Annotated in this window: 21 protein-coding genes and 1 tRNA gene; 20 read left to right on the top strand and 2 right to left on the bottom strand. The window is 70.8% G+C overall.

All coding sequences use genetic code 11. From position 1 onward, the window contains the following. Window positions 1-110: 110 nt before the first annotated feature. The 4 genes from ABZX85_RS01970 (at window position 111) to ABZX85_RS01955 (ending at window position 3,670) form a co-directional block, all read left to right on the top strand. Entirely contained in the window at window positions 111-1,100 is a 990-nt protein-coding gene (locus ABZX85_RS01970) for a LacI family DNA-binding transcriptional regulator (RefSeq protein ID WP_355862304.1), read from the top strand. 131 nt (window positions 1,101-1,231) lie between these two features. Beyond that, a complete protein-coding gene (locus ABZX85_RS01965) occupies window positions 1,232-2,239 on the top strand; it encodes a DJ-1/PfpI family protein (protein ID WP_355861637.1) in 1,008 nt (335 codons plus the stop codon). Next, window positions 2,236-3,111 (top strand): DJ-1/PfpI family protein, encoded by an 876-nt coding sequence (locus ABZX85_RS01960; RefSeq protein ID WP_355861635.1) that lies wholly within the window; start codon window positions 2,236-2,238, stop codon window positions 3,109-3,111. Before ABZX85_RS01965 ends, ABZX85_RS01960 begins: the two co-directional genes overlap by 4 nt. A gap of 79 nt (window positions 3,112-3,190) precedes the next feature. Then, on the top strand, window positions 3,191-3,670 hold the full coding sequence (locus tag ABZX85_RS01955; protein WP_355861633.1) for a DUF4430 domain-containing protein: 480 nt from the start codon (window positions 3,191-3,193) through the stop codon (window positions 3,668-3,670). Between the two features lie 118 nt (window positions 3,671-3,788). On the opposite strand, the gene ABZX85_RS01950 is transcribed toward ABZX85_RS01955, so the two are convergent. Continuing rightward, window positions 3,789-3,858 (bottom strand) — tRNA-Arg (locus ABZX85_RS01950). Between the two features lie 192 nt (window positions 3,859-4,050). Here ABZX85_RS01950 and ABZX85_RS01945 point away from each other — a divergent pair. Next, entirely contained in the window at window positions 4,051-4,839 is a 789-nt protein-coding gene (locus ABZX85_RS01945; protein WP_355861631.1) for an NUDIX domain-containing protein, read from the top strand. Here ABZX85_RS01945 and ABZX85_RS01940 read toward each other — a convergent pair. Continuing rightward, the gene (locus tag ABZX85_RS01940) at window positions 4,823-5,830 is read right to left on the bottom strand and encodes an XRE family transcriptional regulator (protein WP_355862302.1); all 1,008 of its coding nucleotides are present in this window, start codon (window positions 5,828-5,830) and stop codon (window positions 4,823-4,825) included. The genes ABZX85_RS01945 and ABZX85_RS01940 overlap by 17 nt on opposite strands. Window positions 5,831-7,067: 1,237 nt before the next feature. On the opposite strand from ABZX85_RS01940, the gene ABZX85_RS01935 reads away from it, so the two are divergent. The 15 genes from ABZX85_RS01935 (at window position 7,068) to ABZX85_RS01865 (ending at window position 16,152) form a co-directional block, all read left to right on the top strand. Then, window positions 7,068-7,337 carry a DUF6284 family protein gene (locus ABZX85_RS01935; RefSeq protein ID WP_355861629.1) on the top strand — a complete coding sequence of 90 codons (270 nt, stop codon included), beginning with the start codon at window positions 7,068-7,070 and terminating at the stop codon, window positions 7,335-7,337. Then, window positions 7,334-7,786, top strand: coding sequence for a Pycsar system effector family protein (locus ABZX85_RS01930; protein WP_355861627.1), 453 nt, complete (start codon window positions 7,334-7,336; stop codon window positions 7,784-7,786). The genes ABZX85_RS01935 and ABZX85_RS01930 overlap by 4 nt, the downstream gene beginning before the upstream one ends. Next, window positions 7,783-8,088, top strand: coding sequence for a hypothetical protein (locus ABZX85_RS01925; RefSeq protein WP_355861625.1), 306 nt, complete (start codon window positions 7,783-7,785; stop codon window positions 8,086-8,088). The genes ABZX85_RS01930 and ABZX85_RS01925 overlap by 4 nt, the downstream gene beginning before the upstream one ends. Beyond that, on the top strand, window positions 8,085-8,732 hold the full coding sequence (locus ABZX85_RS01920; RefSeq protein WP_355861623.1) for a GGDEF domain-containing protein: 648 nt from the start codon (window positions 8,085-8,087) through the stop codon (window positions 8,730-8,732). Before ABZX85_RS01925 ends, ABZX85_RS01920 begins: the two co-directional genes overlap by 4 nt. Continuing rightward, window positions 8,729-9,919: a hypothetical protein gene (locus ABZX85_RS01915; RefSeq protein WP_355861621.1), complete on the top strand. Its 1,191-nt coding sequence runs from the start codon at window positions 8,729-8,731 to the stop codon at window positions 9,917-9,919. The genes ABZX85_RS01920 and ABZX85_RS01915 overlap by 4 nt, the downstream gene beginning before the upstream one ends. Window positions 9,920-10,437: 518 nt before the next feature. Then, the gene (locus ABZX85_RS01910; protein ID WP_355862300.1) at window positions 10,438-10,809 is read left to right on the top strand and encodes an RRQRL motif-containing zinc-binding protein; all 372 of its coding nucleotides are present in this window, start codon (window positions 10,438-10,440) and stop codon (window positions 10,807-10,809) included. 2 nt (window positions 10,810-10,811) lie between these two features. Further along, on the top strand, window positions 10,812-10,991 hold the full coding sequence (locus ABZX85_RS01905) for a DUF6257 family protein (RefSeq protein ID WP_355861619.1): 180 nt from the start codon (window positions 10,812-10,814) through the stop codon (window positions 10,989-10,991). Between the two features lie 94 nt (window positions 10,992-11,085). Further along, the gene (locus ABZX85_RS01900) at window positions 11,086-13,167 is read left to right on the top strand and encodes a cell division protein FtsK (protein WP_355861617.1); all 2,082 of its coding nucleotides are present in this window, start codon (window positions 11,086-11,088) and stop codon (window positions 13,165-13,167) included. Window positions 13,168-13,314: 147 nt separating this feature from the next. Then, a complete protein-coding gene (locus ABZX85_RS01895; protein ID WP_355861615.1) occupies window positions 13,315-13,593 on the top strand; it encodes a hypothetical protein in 279 nt (92 codons plus the stop codon). Then, window positions 13,584-13,772 carry a hypothetical protein gene (locus ABZX85_RS01890; RefSeq protein WP_355861613.1) on the top strand — a complete coding sequence of 63 codons (189 nt, stop codon included), beginning with the start codon at window positions 13,584-13,586 and terminating at the stop codon, window positions 13,770-13,772. Before ABZX85_RS01895 ends, ABZX85_RS01890 begins: the two co-directional genes overlap by 10 nt. Before the next feature lie 53 nt (window positions 13,773-13,825). Further along, window positions 13,826-14,068 carry a hypothetical protein gene (locus tag ABZX85_RS01885; protein ID WP_355861611.1) on the top strand — a complete coding sequence of 81 codons (243 nt, stop codon included), beginning with the start codon at window positions 13,826-13,828 and terminating at the stop codon, window positions 14,066-14,068. After that, a complete protein-coding gene (locus ABZX85_RS01880; RefSeq protein WP_355861609.1) occupies window positions 14,065-14,568 on the top strand; it encodes a hypothetical protein in 504 nt (167 codons plus the stop codon). The genes ABZX85_RS01885 and ABZX85_RS01880 overlap by 4 nt, the downstream gene beginning before the upstream one ends. Before the next feature lie 17 nt (window positions 14,569-14,585). Next, entirely contained in the window at window positions 14,586-15,269 is a 684-nt protein-coding gene (locus tag ABZX85_RS01875; protein WP_355861607.1) for a hypothetical protein, read from the top strand. 65 nt (window positions 15,270-15,334) lie between these two features. Next, window positions 15,335-15,598: a hypothetical protein gene (locus ABZX85_RS01870; protein WP_355861606.1), complete on the top strand. Its 264-nt coding sequence runs from the start codon at window positions 15,335-15,337 to the stop codon at window positions 15,596-15,598. A 20-nt stretch (window positions 15,599-15,618) separates the two neighbouring features. Then, window positions 15,619-16,152, top strand: coding sequence for a hypothetical protein (locus ABZX85_RS01865; protein ID WP_355861604.1), 534 nt, complete (start codon window positions 15,619-15,621; stop codon window positions 16,150-16,152). Window positions 16,153-16,201 lie beyond the last annotated feature (49 nt).

The raw sequence follows: 16,201 nt of genomic DNA, 5'->3' as shown, positions 1-16,201 counted from the left end.
GGGGACGGCCGAGGGAAGAAGCACCCACCATGACGAGAGGCGCTGCCGGGAACCCGGGGACGAAGGGGGGCGGTCGCAGCCGGCGGAACTTCGCGGGGAACCGGCCGGTGATGGAGGACGTGGCACGGCTGGCGGGAGTCAGCAAGCAGACGGTGTCACGCGTGCTGAACGAGAACCCGGCCGTCCGTGAGGAGACCCGCGAGGCCGTGCGCGCGGCGATGCGCACGCTCGGCTACCGCCCCAGCCGCAGCGCCCGTTCCCTCGCCAGCGGACGGACCCGGATGCTCGGCGTGATCTCCTTCGACGCCGCCCGCTACGGCCCCGCCTCCACCCTCACCGCCGTCAACACGGCCGCGCAGGAAGCCGGTTACCTTGTCAGCTCGATCGCGCTGGACACGGCCGACCCCGACACCGTCGTCGAGGCCGTCGAGCGGCTCTCGGCCGAGGGCGCGGACGGCATCATCGCCATCGCCCCCCAGCTGTGGATGGCCGCCGCCCTCGCCGAGGCCCACCTCGACCTGCCGCTCGTCATGATGGACAACGACCTCGGCGACGGCACCCCCATGATCACCGCCGACGCGCACACCGGCGCCCGCAAGGCCACCGAGTACCTCCTCGCCCTCGGCCACCCCACCGTCCACCACGTCGCCGGCCCCACCGGCTGGACCTCCGCGAGCCGCCGCGCGGAGAGCTGGGCGGCGGCCCTCCAGGCGGCCGGGGCACCCGTCCCCGAACCGCTCGTCGGCGACTGGAGCGCGGACTCCGGCTACGAACTCGGCCGCCAACTCGCCAAGAACCCCGAGGTCACGGCCGTCTTCGCGTCCAACGACCAGATGGCCCTCGGCATCCTGCGCGCCCTGCACGAGGCGGGCCGCCGGGTACCGGAGGACGTCAGCATCGTGGGGTACGACGACGTCCCCGAGGCCGCGCACTACCTCCCGCCGCTCACGACGATCCGTACGGACTTCCAGGAGATCGGCACGCGCTCCCTCCACGCCCTCCTCCACCGCATCGAAACGGGCCCCGACCCCGAGGCACGCCCGTCCGTCATCCCGGTCGACCTGATCGTCCGGGCGAGTACGGCACCGTACGGGGGATGACGGGGCGGTCGTCCGCGATGCCCGGCGAGCTGTGACCCGTACGACCCGTAGTACCCGTACGCCCCGTAGTACCTGAGAGCCACAGCCTCACCCCCGACCCACCCCATCCCCGACCCCACCCCACCCCACCCATGACCCCCTCCCCCCGCCGAGTCCTCCTCATCGCCTACGACGACGCCCAGATCCTCGACATCGCCTGCCCCGGCAGCGCCCTCGACCTCGCCAACCGCTTCGGCGCGCAACCCCCGTACCGCATCGAACTCGCCACCACCGGCCCGCCCCTGACCCGTACCTCGGCCGGCATCCTGCTCACCGCCGCGCACAACCTCACGACGGTGACGGGGCCGGTGGACACCCTGATGGTCGTAGGGGGCGCGGGGTGCGAGGAGGCCGCGGCGGACAAGCGGCTGCTCGCGCAGTTACGGCGGCTCGCGCCCCACACCCGGCGGCTCGCGTCGGTCTGCACCGGGGCGTACGTCCTCGCGGCGGCCGGGCTGCTGGACGGGCGGCGGGCGACGACCCACTGGGCCTGGGGCGAGCGGCTCGCGCGCCGGCACCCCGAGATCGCCGTCGACTCGCGGCCCCTCTACATCCGGGACGGCAACGTGTACACGTCGGCCGGCGTCACCAGCGCGCTCGACCTGACGCTCTCCCTGATCGAGGACGACCACGGCCCGACCCTGGCCCGCGAGGTCGCCCGCGAACTGGTCACCCACCTGCACCGCCCGGCGGACCAGGCCCAGATATCGACGTTCCTCGCGGCCCCGCCCCCGGGCGACCGCCTCGTCCGCGACCTGGCCGCGCACATCAACGCGCACCTCGCGGCCGACCTCACCCCCGCCGCGCTGGCGGCCAGGGCCGGCGTCAGCACCCGCCATCTGACCCGCCTCTTCACGGCCCACCTCGGTACGACACCCGCGCGGGCGGTCCGCCGGGCCCGTACGGAGGCCGCCGCGCACCTCGCCCGCACCAGCTCCCTACCGCTCGCGGCGATCGCCCTGCGCTGCGGGTTCCGGACGGCGGAGACCCTGAGACAGGCGTTCCTCGACCACTACGGGGTCACGGGGGACACCTTTCGCAGGATGCCGGACACGCCGCCCCCACTCCCGCCCCCACCGGACCAGACTCCGGTCCCATGACGAACACCCACCACACCGGCACGCCCCGCGACAACACCCCCCAAACCGACGCCACTTACCCTCTCACCCGCCGCACCCTCCTGGGCGCGACCACCGCAGCCGCCCTCGCCGCCACCACCCTCACCACCGGCACGGCCCGAGCCGAAGCGACCCCCCGAACCCCGACCCCCACGACCCGTAATACCCCTAATACCCCCACCTCCGCCCCCACTTCTCCCCCCACCCTCAGCATCGGCGTCTACCTCTACGACGGCTTCAGCCTCCTCGACCCCACCGGCCCCACCGAGGTCCTCTCCCGCCTCCCCGGCGCCGAGGTCACGATGATCGGCACCCGCCGCGGCCCGGTCCGCACGGACACCCTCGCCACGGCCGTCCACGCGGACCGCGCGTTCACCGAGATCGACCACCTCGACGTCCTCCTCGTCCCCGGCGGCGACGAACGCGGCACGGTCGGCGCGATGACCGACCCCGCCCTCCAGAACTGGATTCGCGCGATCCACCGCCGTACCCGCTGGACGACGTCCGTCTGCACCGGCAGCCTGATCCTCGCGGCGACCGGACTCCTCGACGGCCGCGAGGCGACGACGCACTGGGGCTCCGCGGCGTACCTGGAGGCGAACTACGACGTCACCTACCTACCCCGGAGGTATGTCGAGTCGGGCCGGATCATCACCGCCGCCGGCGTCTCGGCCGGCATCGACATGGCCCTCCACCTCGCCGCCCGCCTCACCGACGAACACACCGCGCAGGCCATCCAGTTGGGCATCGAGTACGACCCGCAGCCCCCGTTCGACGCGGGCGACGCGACCCGCGCGGACGCCGCGCTGAAGGCGAGGGCGACGGAGCTCCTCCTCGCGTCACAGAAGCGGTAGGGCCCGCCCAACACCTAGACTCCTTACGGCCGTTGATCCGCACCCCGTCGATCCGTACTCCGTCAAGGAAGGCACCGAGATGCGCCGCACCGCGATCAGCACGACCGTCCTCGCCCTCACCCTCCTCGCCGCCCCGGCGACAGCGCAGGCCCGCACCGAGAGCCACCCGCCGTCGAACACGCCGATCAAGGTCACCCTGACCGTACAAGGCCCGGACGGCACCCTCTTCAAGGGCAAGGTCCGGACGAAAGGCCACCCCGTGACCACCCCCACAGGCGGCACCCACCCCTGCGACGGCACGAACGCCGGCGCCCACCCCTCCCCGGTCCCGACCCCTACAGCGGCACTCGACGACGCGGCCCGCACCCACGGCTTCACCTGGGACGGCACCTGGTACCCCTCCTTCGACGACTTCCTCGTCGACTCGATCAAATCCACCCCCGCAGGCCCCTCCGCCTACTGGAACATCTCGGTCAACAACACCCCCACCCCCGTAGGCGGCTGCCAGTTCGCCCTGAACCCGGGCGACGCAGTCGCCTTCACCTGGACCGCACTCTGACCGATCCCCTCAACTCCCGCCGGACACAAGGCCGGACCCGGTGAACAACAAAAAGAGGGTGGGAGTCAGAAACCTGACTCCCACCCTCTTCACATCGGCATCCGCTGCAACCAGCGAGTGCCCCCGGCAGGATTCGAACCTGCGCACACGGCTCCGGAGGCCGCGAACCCTACGTGCCCCATTGTGGCTCTGACCTGCATCCCGACCGTTTCTTGATCACGCACACCGGTGGCTCACGCACTGCTCACGCACAGGGGCCCCGGAACGCGCTTCGGGGGAGCAGCGGACGCCCTCGCGGCGGCACCGCATCGACTGGAGGAAGCTTGAGCCGATCCCGCTACCCTGGTACGCACCACGGCAGAACGGGGAGTGCTCCGGGCATGGGACCGAAGACGACTAAGGTCTACGAGACGCTTCGCGAGCGGCTCGCCTCAGGCCAGTACGAAGCCGGCGAGAAGTTCCCATCGGAAAGGACCCTGAGCGAGGAACTCGGCATCGGCCGGACGGCGCTTCGGCAGGTGCTCGCGCGCCTGGTCTCCGAGGGGGCGTTGGAGGTGCGCGGGCGTAGTTCGTACCGTGTCCCGGGTGAGGTCAGTGTGAAGACGCCCGAGGGCCTTGAGCCGTGGCGCATCCACGGCGAGCGTGACCTCTATGACAACCAGTGGGTCAAGCTTCAGCTTTGGGACGTCGAACCGCCCGGCATGGAGCGGTTCGAGCATCACGTGGTGAAGCTCAACCACGTGGCGATTACGGCGGTTGTCGACGACCAGGACCGCGTACTCATGCTTTGGCGGTACCGCTTCGTTCCGCAGCAATTCGGTTGGGAACTCCCCGGGGGAATTGTCGACGCCGGAGAAGAGGCCGCCGAGACTGCGCTTCGAGAAGTCGTCGAAGAGACGGGATGGCGCCCGAATTCCGTTGAGCGCATCGCCGTTTATCAGCCCATGGTCGGCATGGTGGATTCGCTCCATGAAATCTTTGTTGCGCACGGTGCCGAAAAGGTAGGTGCCCCGACGGACCTTGAAGAGGCCGGACACATCGAGTGGGTTCCCCTCGCTGACATTCCGGGACTCATGGCGCGCGGGGAACTGCTCGGTTCCGGAACCCTTGTGGGATTGCTGCATCTCCTCGCGAGCCGTGGCAGGCCAGGAATTACAGCCGCTCACTGAGCATGTCGACGCGACGGCGCTGCCGTACCGAACCGGTGCGGCTCGCCAGCATTCGGGCCTGCTGTAGATGCTTCCGCGCGACGTCGTACTCGGCGCGCGCCACATGGGCTTGGGCCAAGTCCGTGTGCACTCCCGCTCGCGCTCTCACAAAGGTGGGGTCCATTTCCTTTGCTGCTTCGTAGAGACTGGACAATGCGTCGATGTCTCCGAGGAAAGCAAGGATGTTGCCGCGCCATCGGGTGAGGTGCGATCCGTTGAGGAAGATGCTCAGCATGTCCGGGTCGCGAGCGTCGGTCCCCTCGGGAATTCGTTCCGTCGCTGCTTCCAGCGCGCGTCTACTGTCGTCAGTCATTTCGGCTTGCGCGCACAACTCTGCTTCCGTGGCGTAGAGCCAAGCCCAAAGCCGGGGTGATCCGTCGCGCCCAAGGGTGCGCTGTGCTTCGCGGACCAATTCCACCCCGAGGGCCGGTCGTCCGGCTTCACAGAGGACGAATGCCTGTTCTCCCATGGCGTGCGCGAGATACATCGGGGCTTCGGCATCCCGTGCGGCCCGCTTCGCGAGTTCGTAGTGACGCCAGGCTCGCTCAACCGCTCCGCAGTCGATTGCTTGCCATGCGGCGAGAGTTGACGCCCCTGCGAGCGCGAGCGCCACCGGCCGGCGCGCATTCGGTAGCACCGCGAAGTTCAGGGCGTCCTCAAGGGCAGAGAGATGCCCGGTCATCTGGTCGATGAGACCAGCCGCGCCCATCTGGCGATCCATCGTGCGCAGGATCTCTGTCTGTGCCTCAAGGGCGCTGACCATGGATTCACCCACGCTGCCTGCCGCATCGATCCTGTTGAGCAAGTCGTCGTAACCGTCTGCCGCCGGGATCGCCGTGGCCACCGTGACGCCTCTCAGTTCGGCGTCGGTGGCCCCGAGGACGTTCCGCAGGATCTCCGCGTACCGCTCGGAGAGCGCGCGCTTGCCGTTCTCCCACTCGGAGACGTACACCCGCAGGCTCGCCGTCGACGCGACGTCGACAAGGTGATGTCGGGCCCACTGCTCGATCTCGCGGATCAACCGCTCCTGAGACCAGCCACGCGCCGTGCGCGCGCTCTTGAGTCCTGAACTCACAACTCACCACCCGGTGTTGGTTCGGCCGTCGCTCCTCCCATGGTGCCTCACGGCGACGGAGGTCAACAGGGGTTAACAAGGCCAGGGTTAAGCCCTGTGACCTGCCGAAACACCCATCTCTGGCTGTTTCCTGAAGGTGCGCCAAGACGGACGGTCGCCGATTGATTCGGCAGACCGCCTTGACTCTGGTGCGCACCAGATGTCAACCTTCTGGTGCGCACCAGAAAGCGGGATCGCATCCCGCTGGTGGTGCGCAGGGAGGGCCCTTCTTTGGGCTGTTCCGAAGCAGAGGGCGGGGACGCTGCAATCCCGCTAAAGGCCAGGCAGAACAGGGTTTCGGCCCGTACTGGCGAGGTGGCCCGGCGACCGCGAGCAACGGCCGGAGAGTGGGGACAAGGTCCCCCTTGCAGTGTGTATCCCCTGTTCAGGGACCTCGAAGGAGCGGCAGTGAACCGACGAAAGCGACAGGCGCGGCCGTGACCGACCGACATGGCGGCGCCGTCCCATCCCTGGTCCGTGAGCGCCTTGATGCGCTGCGGACGACCGGTCACCTTCCACCGAATCGCGGCGGCTAGCGCCGCGCCGGTTGCTCGCCCTGTCCGTCCGGAGCTCTGCGGAGCGGTCCCGTACGGACGGGGTTGAGAGGAGCCGGAATCCCTGACTCCGAATACAGGAGCGGTCCCCACGGGGCGCAACCCGGGGGACCGCGTACAGGCGCCTGCTTGGAGGCCACCTGTGGTTCTCAGTCTGACAGACGAAGAGCGTGCCGAACTGGCGCGCAGGAACGCCGAAGTGAACAAGCGCAGCGAGGACGACGCCCGCGCCCGGGGCGGCCGGTGATGGCCGACTCCGAACACGAGAAGACCAAGCCGCCGCTGCCCGTCCGTCCCCCGCGACCGCACCCGCACCTGACCTGACCGTCTGCTGATCCACCGCCCCGGCATCCAGCCGCGAGGGCGCGGGACCGAATCCCGCCCGGGGCACTCCGGCCGCCGCTCAGCGGCCCGGCCAGCCGCGCATCTCTCGCGGCTCTTCCCCCAACGGCGCGCACCCCCGGAGTTGGCCCTCCGGGGGTGCTGTTCGAGCCGTTCAACCCAGTGAGGAACACGACCCGATGAACACTATTGTGACCGTTGCGGACGCCGTCACGGCGTTCGCGGACTGGATCGAACCGACCGCCGCCGAACTCGACGCCATCGAGCGGGAGATGCCCGTCATCCTCGCGGACGTCGACCTGTTGGACGCGTACATCGTGACCCTGGACCGCACGCCGTCCGAGCTGGACGTCCGGCGTATCCGCCGGGCGCGCAACCGGGCGCTCGCCGCGCGGGTCGCACTGGCCAACAACGCCGTCGGTACGACGGTTCCGGGCGGTGCGGCATGAGCGAGACGCTGAAGGCGGTTGAGGCCGCGCACGCCGAGGTCAAGGCGGAGATCACGCGCACGGACACGAAGACGGGCCTGTTGCTGGCGTTCGTGGGCGCGGTGCTGGCGGGTGTGTGGACGGTCGCCAAGGACGTCCCTCTCACCCTCCCCGCCTGGATCGTCGGCGGGTTCGGCGTCACGGCGCTGGTTGCGGCGGGGGGTCTGCTGCTGCGGTCGACGCGCCCGAACATCAAGGGCCGTCACGGGTTCCCGCTGTGGGCGACCCTCACCGGCGAGGAGATCACGTCCGCGCTCGCGACGCGGGACATGGCGGCGGACGTCGCCGGGTTGTCGCGGCTGGCGGTCGTGAAGTTCACGTGCCTGCGCCGCGCGGTCGACGTCACCCTCACCGGGTGCGCGCTGCTGATCGTGGCGGGCGTCCTCGCCGGGATCGGGGGCGCGCTGTGAACACCCCGGACGTACGGCTCGCCTCGCTCCCCGAACCGGTGGGCGCGCTACTGCGGGCGGTCCATGACGCGCTGGACATCCCGCTCCCGGAGGTGACCGACGCGGACGAACGCGCGCACGCGTCGCTGATGCGGCAGCGTGCGGCGGACGCGCGGATCATCCTCGCGTTCGTCCTCGACGAGGGTCACGAGGTGGCCAACGCCACCGGGACGCTGCGTGCCTGGACGGCCCGGCGCCCGGTCACCTACACCCCCTGGAACGACCACACCGACACCCCCACGGTCGACGGAGGTGCGGCATGAGTGAGGTTCTGTTCGCCGCTGCGGCCGGTCTGCCGCTGGCGGCCGGCTGGTCGGTGCACGCCCTGTTGCTGGGCCGCCGGATCGAGGCGGCACGGCGTGACCCGCTGACCGGGCTATGGACGCGCGACGCGTTCGAGGACCGCGCCACCTCGCTGCTGGCCAAGCGCGGGGAGAAGGCCGTTCTCCTTCTGGACCTGGACGGCTTCAAGGAGATCAACGACACCTACGGGCATGCGGCCGGTGACGCGGTGATCCGCGCGACCGGCATGCGGCTCGGGGCGTGGGCCGCCGGGCACGGCGGGGTCGCGGGACGGCTGGGCGGGGACGAGTTCGCCGCCGTCGTCGACGCGGGCGAGGGACTGGGCGGTCATGTCCTGGAGCTGTTCGGCGGCATCGAGCGGCCGGTCCTGTCCCAGGGCCGTTCCGTCGACGTGTCCGTGTCGATCGGCGTCGCCCAACACCCGGGGCGTGGCGGGGAGTTGTCCGCGCTGCTGCGGGCGGCCGACGAGCACATGTACATGATCAAGCGCGAGGGCGGGGGCGTGCGCATCGTCCCCGACGGCGCCACGGTGCCGGTGCTGCCGACGGTCCACGGCCGCCGGTTCGGCCGGCCCGGCACCACCGGCAGGGAGGGGGTCCGATGACCTACCGTGAGGAACTCCGTCTGGACCGGGAGACGGCGGCGGAGGAGCGGCGCAGGGACGCGGCGGCTGCCGAGGAACGGCGGGCGGCGCGCCAGCGTGAGGCCGACGAGCGCCGGGAGCGGCTGCGCGGGCAGGCGCGTGCCGAGCGGGCGGCGGTGCGGGAGGAACGCCGTGCGCGCCGGTCGGAGCGGGCGAGGTCGCTGACCCCGGAACACGTCTACCGGCGGGGCACCCTCGCCCTGGTCGTGGCGTCCGGTCTGGCGTCGCTGCCCGCGCAGGTCGCGCACTTCGCGGGGATCTCTGTGGCGCTGCTGCCGCTGCCGTTCGCCCTGGAAGGCGCGGCGTGGGTGATGGCGGCCGGTGTCGCCTACGCGGACGCCCGCCGGGCGCCGGTGTGGGTGCGGTGGCTGCTGCGGGTCCTGGTCGCGCTGTGCGCGGGGTTCGCAGCGTGGGTGAACTACGGCTACGGCCTTCACCTCGAAGGACTGTCCCCGGCGGATGCCCGCGCGGCCGGATGGGGCCTTGCGGCCGTGACCCTGCTGGGGCCGGTGGTCTTCGAGATCCGTCAGTGGGTGTCCACCCTCGCCGGACTGGACCCCGCCGCCCGCGACATGGGACGGCATGCCGCAAGGCGGCGCCGGCACCACCGTGCCGTGCACCGGCTCGCCGGCCGTCTGGTGTCGGCCGCACCGTACGGGGCGCTGCACGCGGAGGACGCGTGGGCGCGTGCGTGGGAGGTCGTCCACGGCCCGTGCGTACCGGGCATGACACCCGATCTCGAACGCCGTGCGCAGCGTTCGGCCGTACGGCTGGCCAAGGCCCGTACGCCCGACGCGAAGCGCACGGACAGGAACACGCGACCGCGTACACCCGTGCGTACGGCACCCCCTGAGAAGGACGCGTACGCGCAGGCCACACCCCGTACGGCCGCACCCCGTACAGGGGAGCGCACACGGGCTGTACGGTCCCCCCGTACGGCCGTGCCGCGTACGGACGCGGCCGTGTTCGAGGAAGCGGAACTGGAGCGTACGCGGCAGCGGGCCGAAGAGGCGTACGCCGACTCGGTGTCCGCCGGACAGCCGATCGGTCCCGCCGCACTGGGCCGTGAGTTCGGCTTCACCGAAGGATGGGGCCGCAAGCGCATCCGGGCCGTGGAGCAGCGCCGTACGAACGCGCTGGCCGCGTGACGGGGGCGCTGCCTACTCTGCTCTGCCGCTGTTCAACGCCGTGAGCACGTGATCCAACTCATTCGGCATCACCGCAACAAGAACAACCCCCGCGGCAGAGGTGCACTCAACAATTCTGGACCCACCATTGATCTTCACCGCCTCGCGCAATGACGGCGAACGCACGCCGACCTGCCGCAACCCCTCCGGGAGTGACACTGACGCACCGGCCTTGGTCCGTGGCTCCCAGCCCACTATGGCGGGGCCGATCACCAGCCGCCCCCTAAGCCATCGGTCTTCAAGTGAAGGATGTCGAAGCAGGCAGGGAACCTTGATCACATTTCCCTGAGCGGCACTGTCTGCCCGTTGCTTCACTCTGCGGCGAAGCAACCAAGCCGTCAGCCCTCCCGCAGCCAGAACAACTACCAGTTCAATCACCGGGGCATTCAAGCAGCGCTGAACCTGAGTGCCCAGCCCTTTCAAAGACCCGCCGTTCCAGCGGGTTCGCCTCCAGTCGACCTTCAGAATCTGCGAACCCGCTGGTTTCGGTCTACTGCTGGCGCCTGGCCCCCGACGGGCTCGCCACCCGCCGCCAGCTCCGCGCACGCGGTCTGCGGCCCGGCGGACAGGACGTCGCCGCCCAGCTCGAACGGCCGCGCCGCCGACGCCCGCCACTGGTCGCCTACCTGTACCGGGTCGACCTCGCCCGCCCGGTGCGGCCGATGACGGAGGGCAGGTGGCGGGCGCACGCCGCGATGATGCGGGCCCGCCGCACCTGCCCCGGATGCCTGCGTGACGCCGGGTACGTCATCCCGCCCACCCTCGGAACCTGCGTGACCTGCGCTTTCCCCGATGCCGCTCACGCCCCGGACTCCCGCCTTCCCGAGCACGACGACTGTGAGGACTGCTGACCATGAACGACGACCTCAACTTCTCCGACTTCACGCGCGGCGAGAAGGTTCGCCTCGCCGGCCTCATGGCCCGGATGGCGAAGCGGGGCCTGGCCGGTGACGGCGTCGACCTCTCCGACCTCAAGCGCCGCGTGGAGCGCATCGAGAAGACCGCCGCGCGCCGCCGCGACGGCAAGAAGTAGCAGCGCCCCGGGGGCGGTCGTCCCGGCCAAGGAAACAAGACCGCCCCCGGGCCATCCCGCCACCCCGATTTGTGAGCAGCAGGGAGCCCCCAGCATGACGGACACCACCACGGGATCGCACCTGGTTCCCGTGCCCGACCCCCGCCCCGACGACGACACCCCCACGCCGCCGGTGCCGGTGGACAACCCCGCGTTGCCCGAACCGGGCGTGCGTAGCGAGAAGCGCAAGCCGGTGCTGGCCGGATGGCTCACCAGCCGACGTGACTTCCTCGCCACCGCCCGCCACGCGGGCGCGAACGCCGGGTACTCCGCCCTCTACCACGGGGTACGGGTCCCGGTGTATGCCGGACGGCTCGCCCTGATGTCACCGCGGGGCGCGTGCCGGTTCGTCGCGTCCACCAACCGGTGGGTGTGGGACCGCGAGGCCGCGCCCTTGCGGGACTTCGCGGTGCGCACCGAGGACGTTGAGGAGTACATGCGGCTGGCCCGGCTGCGGTCCGGACGTATCCGGCTGCGGAGTCTGGTCGTGCTGGTCGCGGCCGTGTTCGGCGCCGGTTTCGCCCTGTACCTGTATGTCCTGGCCCCCGAGTTCCTGTACGCGTTCGCGGCCGGCGGGGTGCTGCTGCTCGGGATGGGCGGACAGCAGCCCGACGCCCCCGTGGTCGGCCCGGCGGTCCTGAAGACCGAGATTCAGAAGCTCACCGGCTCGATCGTCCTGCGCGGTCTGGACTCGATCGGGAACCCGAAGGTCACCGCCGCGATCAAGAAGGGCGGTGACATGAACGGGCTGCGGTTCGTCTCGGAGATCGTCCGTGACGGGCCCGGCTACCGCGCCGACCTCGATCTCCCCTACGGCGTCACGCCCGAGGACATCATGGAGGCCCGCAAACCGCTCGCGTCCGGTCTGCGGCGCAAGACCGGCTGCGTGTGGCCCGCCCCCGACCCCGAGCAGCACGAAGGACGGCTCGTGCTGTGGGTGGGGGACAAGCCGATGAACGAGACCAGCAAACCCGCCTGGCCGCTGGCCAGGTCGGGCACGGTCGACCTGTTTCGGCCGGTGGTGTTCGGCAACGACCAGCGCATGCGCGACGTGTCGGTCACCCTCATGTTCGCGTCCGTCGTCGTCGGCTCGATCCCCCGCATGGGCAAGACGTTCCTGATGCGGCTGCTCCTGCTGATCGCCGCTCTCGACCCGCGCGCCGACATCTACGCGTTCGACTTCAAGGGCACCGGCGACTTCGGCGCCCTGGAACCCGTCTGCCACCGCTACCGCGCCGGCGAGGAGGACGACGACATCGCCTATGTCCTCGATTCGCTGCGGGAGCTGAAGGAAGAGCTGCGGCGGCGCGCGAAGGTCATCAAGTCCCTGCCCCGCACCCGCTGCCCGGAGTCCAAGGTCACCCCGGAACTCGCCGGTGACAAGAGCCTGGGACTGCACCCGATCGTGGTCGGCTTCGACGAGTGCCAGGTGCCGTTCGAGCACGAGGAGCACGGCAAAGAGATCGAAGCCATCTGCACCGACCTGACCAAGCGCGGCCCCGCCCTGGGCATCGTGGCCATGTTCGGCACCCAGCGCCCCGACGCGAAGTCCCTGCCCACCGGCATCAGCGCGAACGCCGTCCTCAGGTTCTGCCTGAAAGTCATGGGCCAGCCCGCCAACGACATGGTGCTCGGCACGTCGATGTACAAGTCCGGGTACCGGGCGACGATGTTCTCCCGCTCCGACCGGGGCATCTGCTGGATGGCCGGCGAGGGCGACGACCCCCGCATCGTCGCGTCCGCGTTCGTCGACGCGGTCGCCGCCGAACGCATCGTCGCCCGCGCCCGCACCGCCCGCGAGGCGTACGGCAACGTCACCGGCCACGCCGTCGGCAAGGGCCCCGAGAACACCACCACCGGTTCCGACATCCTCGCCGACGTCCTCGACGTCATCGCCGACGACGAGAAAGCCGTGTGGTGCGAGCGCATCGCCGCCCGCCTCACCGCCGCCGACCCCGGCACCTATGCCGGGTGGCAGGGCGAGAACGTCACCGCCGCCCTCAAGCCCTGGGGGATCAAACCCGGACAGGTGTGGGGCACCACCGACGACGGCGAGGGCGCCAACCGGCGCGGCGTCAAGCGCGCCGACATCACCACCGCGATCACACGGCGTAACGCCGACCGGGCCGCCGCCTAGCCCGAGCAAGGCTGCTAGACCTAGCGGCCGTCGCTGCTAGGTCTAGCGGCCCTACTAGCGCCCCTTAGGGCCGCTGATCAGCTCACTAGCGTCTAGCGGCCCACCTGCGGAAACACCCCGAAACTGCCCTGAGAGGGGATCTGAGCCATGGTGGCTCTCGCTAGCCTCGCCGTCTTCCTGACCGCCGCCGGTTACGCAGCGTTGTGTTTCGTGCAGCCGTTCGCCCCGTGCCGGAAGTGCTCCGGTACCGGCGTCCGGCAGGCCCGCCGCACGGTCAAACTGTGCCGCCGCTGCCACGGCCGCCGCTACCGCCTGCGCACCGGCCGCCGGCTCCTCAACACCTCCCGCGCCGTCCACCACGACGGCACCCGCCCCCACCGTCCCCGCCCCCGCGACACCGACCCGGAGTTCCCCACATGGCCGTGACCCTCTCCCTCGTCGTCCTCTTCGGACTCGTCCTGTTCTTCCTCCTGCGCGGCCACAGCCTCACCCCCGGCGCCGCGTTCGTCGCCGTGATGTTCGGGTTCTTCCTCGCCGCCACCGGCGCCGCCGGACCCATCAACGACCTCACGACCGCCGTCGTCCACGCCATCCCCACCCCCTGATCAACCCCGCCCAAAGCCCCTGCCTGTCCGTGAACCCTCGGAAGGGATTCCGCATGCTCTCCCGCTCCGTGCTCAAGCTGCTTCGAACCATCGCCGACAACGACGCCGGCGACGGGGTTCCGTTCGTCTCGGCGCCTTGTGGTCGCTGGCAGATGGACGGCACCACGTTCACCGTCAACGACCGCACTTTTCACCCCCTCGCGGCCCACGACTTCATCGACATCGGCGATGGATACACCGACCCCGTGAAGGTGACCGCTGCCGGCCGTGCCTACCTCGCTGGAGGGGTCAAGTGAACGAGACCACGCCCGCGGTGCCCCTCTCGGGCGTTCGGATGAGCGAGGACGCCGCTGAGGCCGAGGCCGCGCGGATCATCGCCGACGCCTACCGCCCCGCCCCCACGGTGCCGACCGCCTACCGCGACACCAGCCCCCTGCCCGCCCACGGCGACACCCCGCCCGTCCCCCAGCCCGGCATCCCGCCCATGTCGCAGCGGGCGGTGGACGCGTCCCGGCTCATCCTCACCACCGGCCTCGCCACCGTCCCGCCCGGCCTGATCGCGATCGGCATCCTGATCGCCTCCCGGCAGGCCGACCCCACCGTCATCGGCATGATCTGCGCCGCCCCCGCCGCCGTCGCCGTACCCGTCCTCGCCCTCGCCCGCCTCTTCATCCGCGCCGCCGAGGCCACCCCGGACACACACCACCACCACTACCAGGGGCCCGTCCACCAGGACCAGCGCACCATCCACAGCCGGACCGCCGGCGTGTGGGCCAAGACCGACAACCAGCACTGACCAGCAAAGGAACACTTGTGATCCGTACCGGACTCGCCACCCGCGAGGGCACCGCTCTCGACAACGCCGACGCCGCCCGTGTCTACCGCCTCGCCAACGGCACGGTCGGCGCCGCAGTCGTCGACGGTATCGGCCACGGCCCCCACACCTCCGCCACCGTGCCGCTGCTCGCCGAAGTCGCCGCCCGCATCAGCGCGCGGCGCGGCCCGATCGCCGGACTCCTCACCGCCTCCGAGTTGATCGCGGACGCCGGCGCCGACGGCGCGGAAGCCGACGCCGTCGCCGTCGCGCTGCGCGCCTTCCCCGACGACGACGTGATGGTCGTCAACTGGACCGGGGACAGCCGTGCGTACGGCTGGAACGGCGAGCGGCTGGAGCTGTACACCGACGACCACACCGTCGGGAAGCAACTCCGTGCCAACGGCGTCGCCCTGAACATCGCCCGCGCGCACGACAACTGGCTCCGTACCTCCCTGGCGCGCGCCAGCATCGGCACCGTCTACACCGCCGGGATCAAAGACCCGCTGGTCATCCTCACCTCGGACGGTGTGCACGACCAGATACCCGAGGCGGAACTGACCGCGCTGGTCCGCGAACACGCCGACGACCCGCAAGCCCTCGCCGCCGCCCTGGTCGCCGCCGCCCGCCCCGACGACACCGGATACCGCGACGACGCCACCGCCGTTGTCATCTCCCGCTGACCATCCCGTCGGTACCCGGTCCCCCGGCCAAGGGGACCGGGTTCCGGCCCGAGCTGAGGAGCGTCGTGCGCCGCCTGCGCCTGCGCGTCGTCGACTGGCCCCGTTATGCCGTCGCCGTCGTCGACACCCCCCGCCCCGGCTGCCCGCTGTGCCACGGCACCGGCGGGCACACCTGGGACTACGGCAACCCCGAGACCGGCGAGTACGAGGGCAGCGACTTCGAGCCCTGCACGTGTTGGAACGACCTCTACCGCCGCATCCTCCTCCCCTTGCCCCGCCGCCTGCGCCGCACCCCGCCCGGCGGCTACAGCAACGAACCCCCTTTCTGAGCAAAGGAGTTGACGGACTCATGCAACACCGCGCCAACGACCCCGTATCGGACGGCCCGCTCGACCGTGCCCCGTTCGGCCACGCGACGGAGTCCTCGCAGCGCGAGGCCCTGTACGCCGAACTCGGCAACGCCGGCGTCGAACTGGGCATCTACGACCACCGGATCGTGGAGTGGCTCGCCGGGTGGGACTACCCCACCATCGCGGCCGTCGCGAGCCTGCTCCGCCGCACCGCGTCCGCCGCCGCCAGCCTGCCCGCCTGGGAAGCGGTGTACGAGCCCGGCAACGTCTCCGACTACCTCGTCGGCTACACCAACGACGAGTGCGCCGCGAAAGCCGCCGCCGAAGCGTGGCTGCGGCCCCAGAAGGACGAGGTCGGCCGCCTGGAATGGGTCCCGTGGGGCACCGTCACCACCCCGCCCGGCGACTACGACGTCTGGTTCGAACTGTCCGAGCAGCGCGACGGCGGCATCCCGACCAACACCGGTCTCATCGTCCGCCACCTCGCCCCCGGCCGACCGGACACCCACCCGGCCCCCGGCACCGGCCAGTAGATACGCCAAGAGCGGCCCCCGCATCTCTCCAAAGAACCGGGGCCGCTCT

It is taken from the genome of Streptomyces sp. NPDC004539 (assembly GCF_040610055.1).
In the GTDB taxonomy this organism is placed as follows: Bacteria; Actinomycetota; Actinomycetes; order Streptomycetales; family Streptomycetaceae; genus Streptomyces.
The sequence above is the reverse complement of the archived record's forward strand: the minus strand, read 5'-3'. Positions and strand labels throughout refer to the sequence as shown.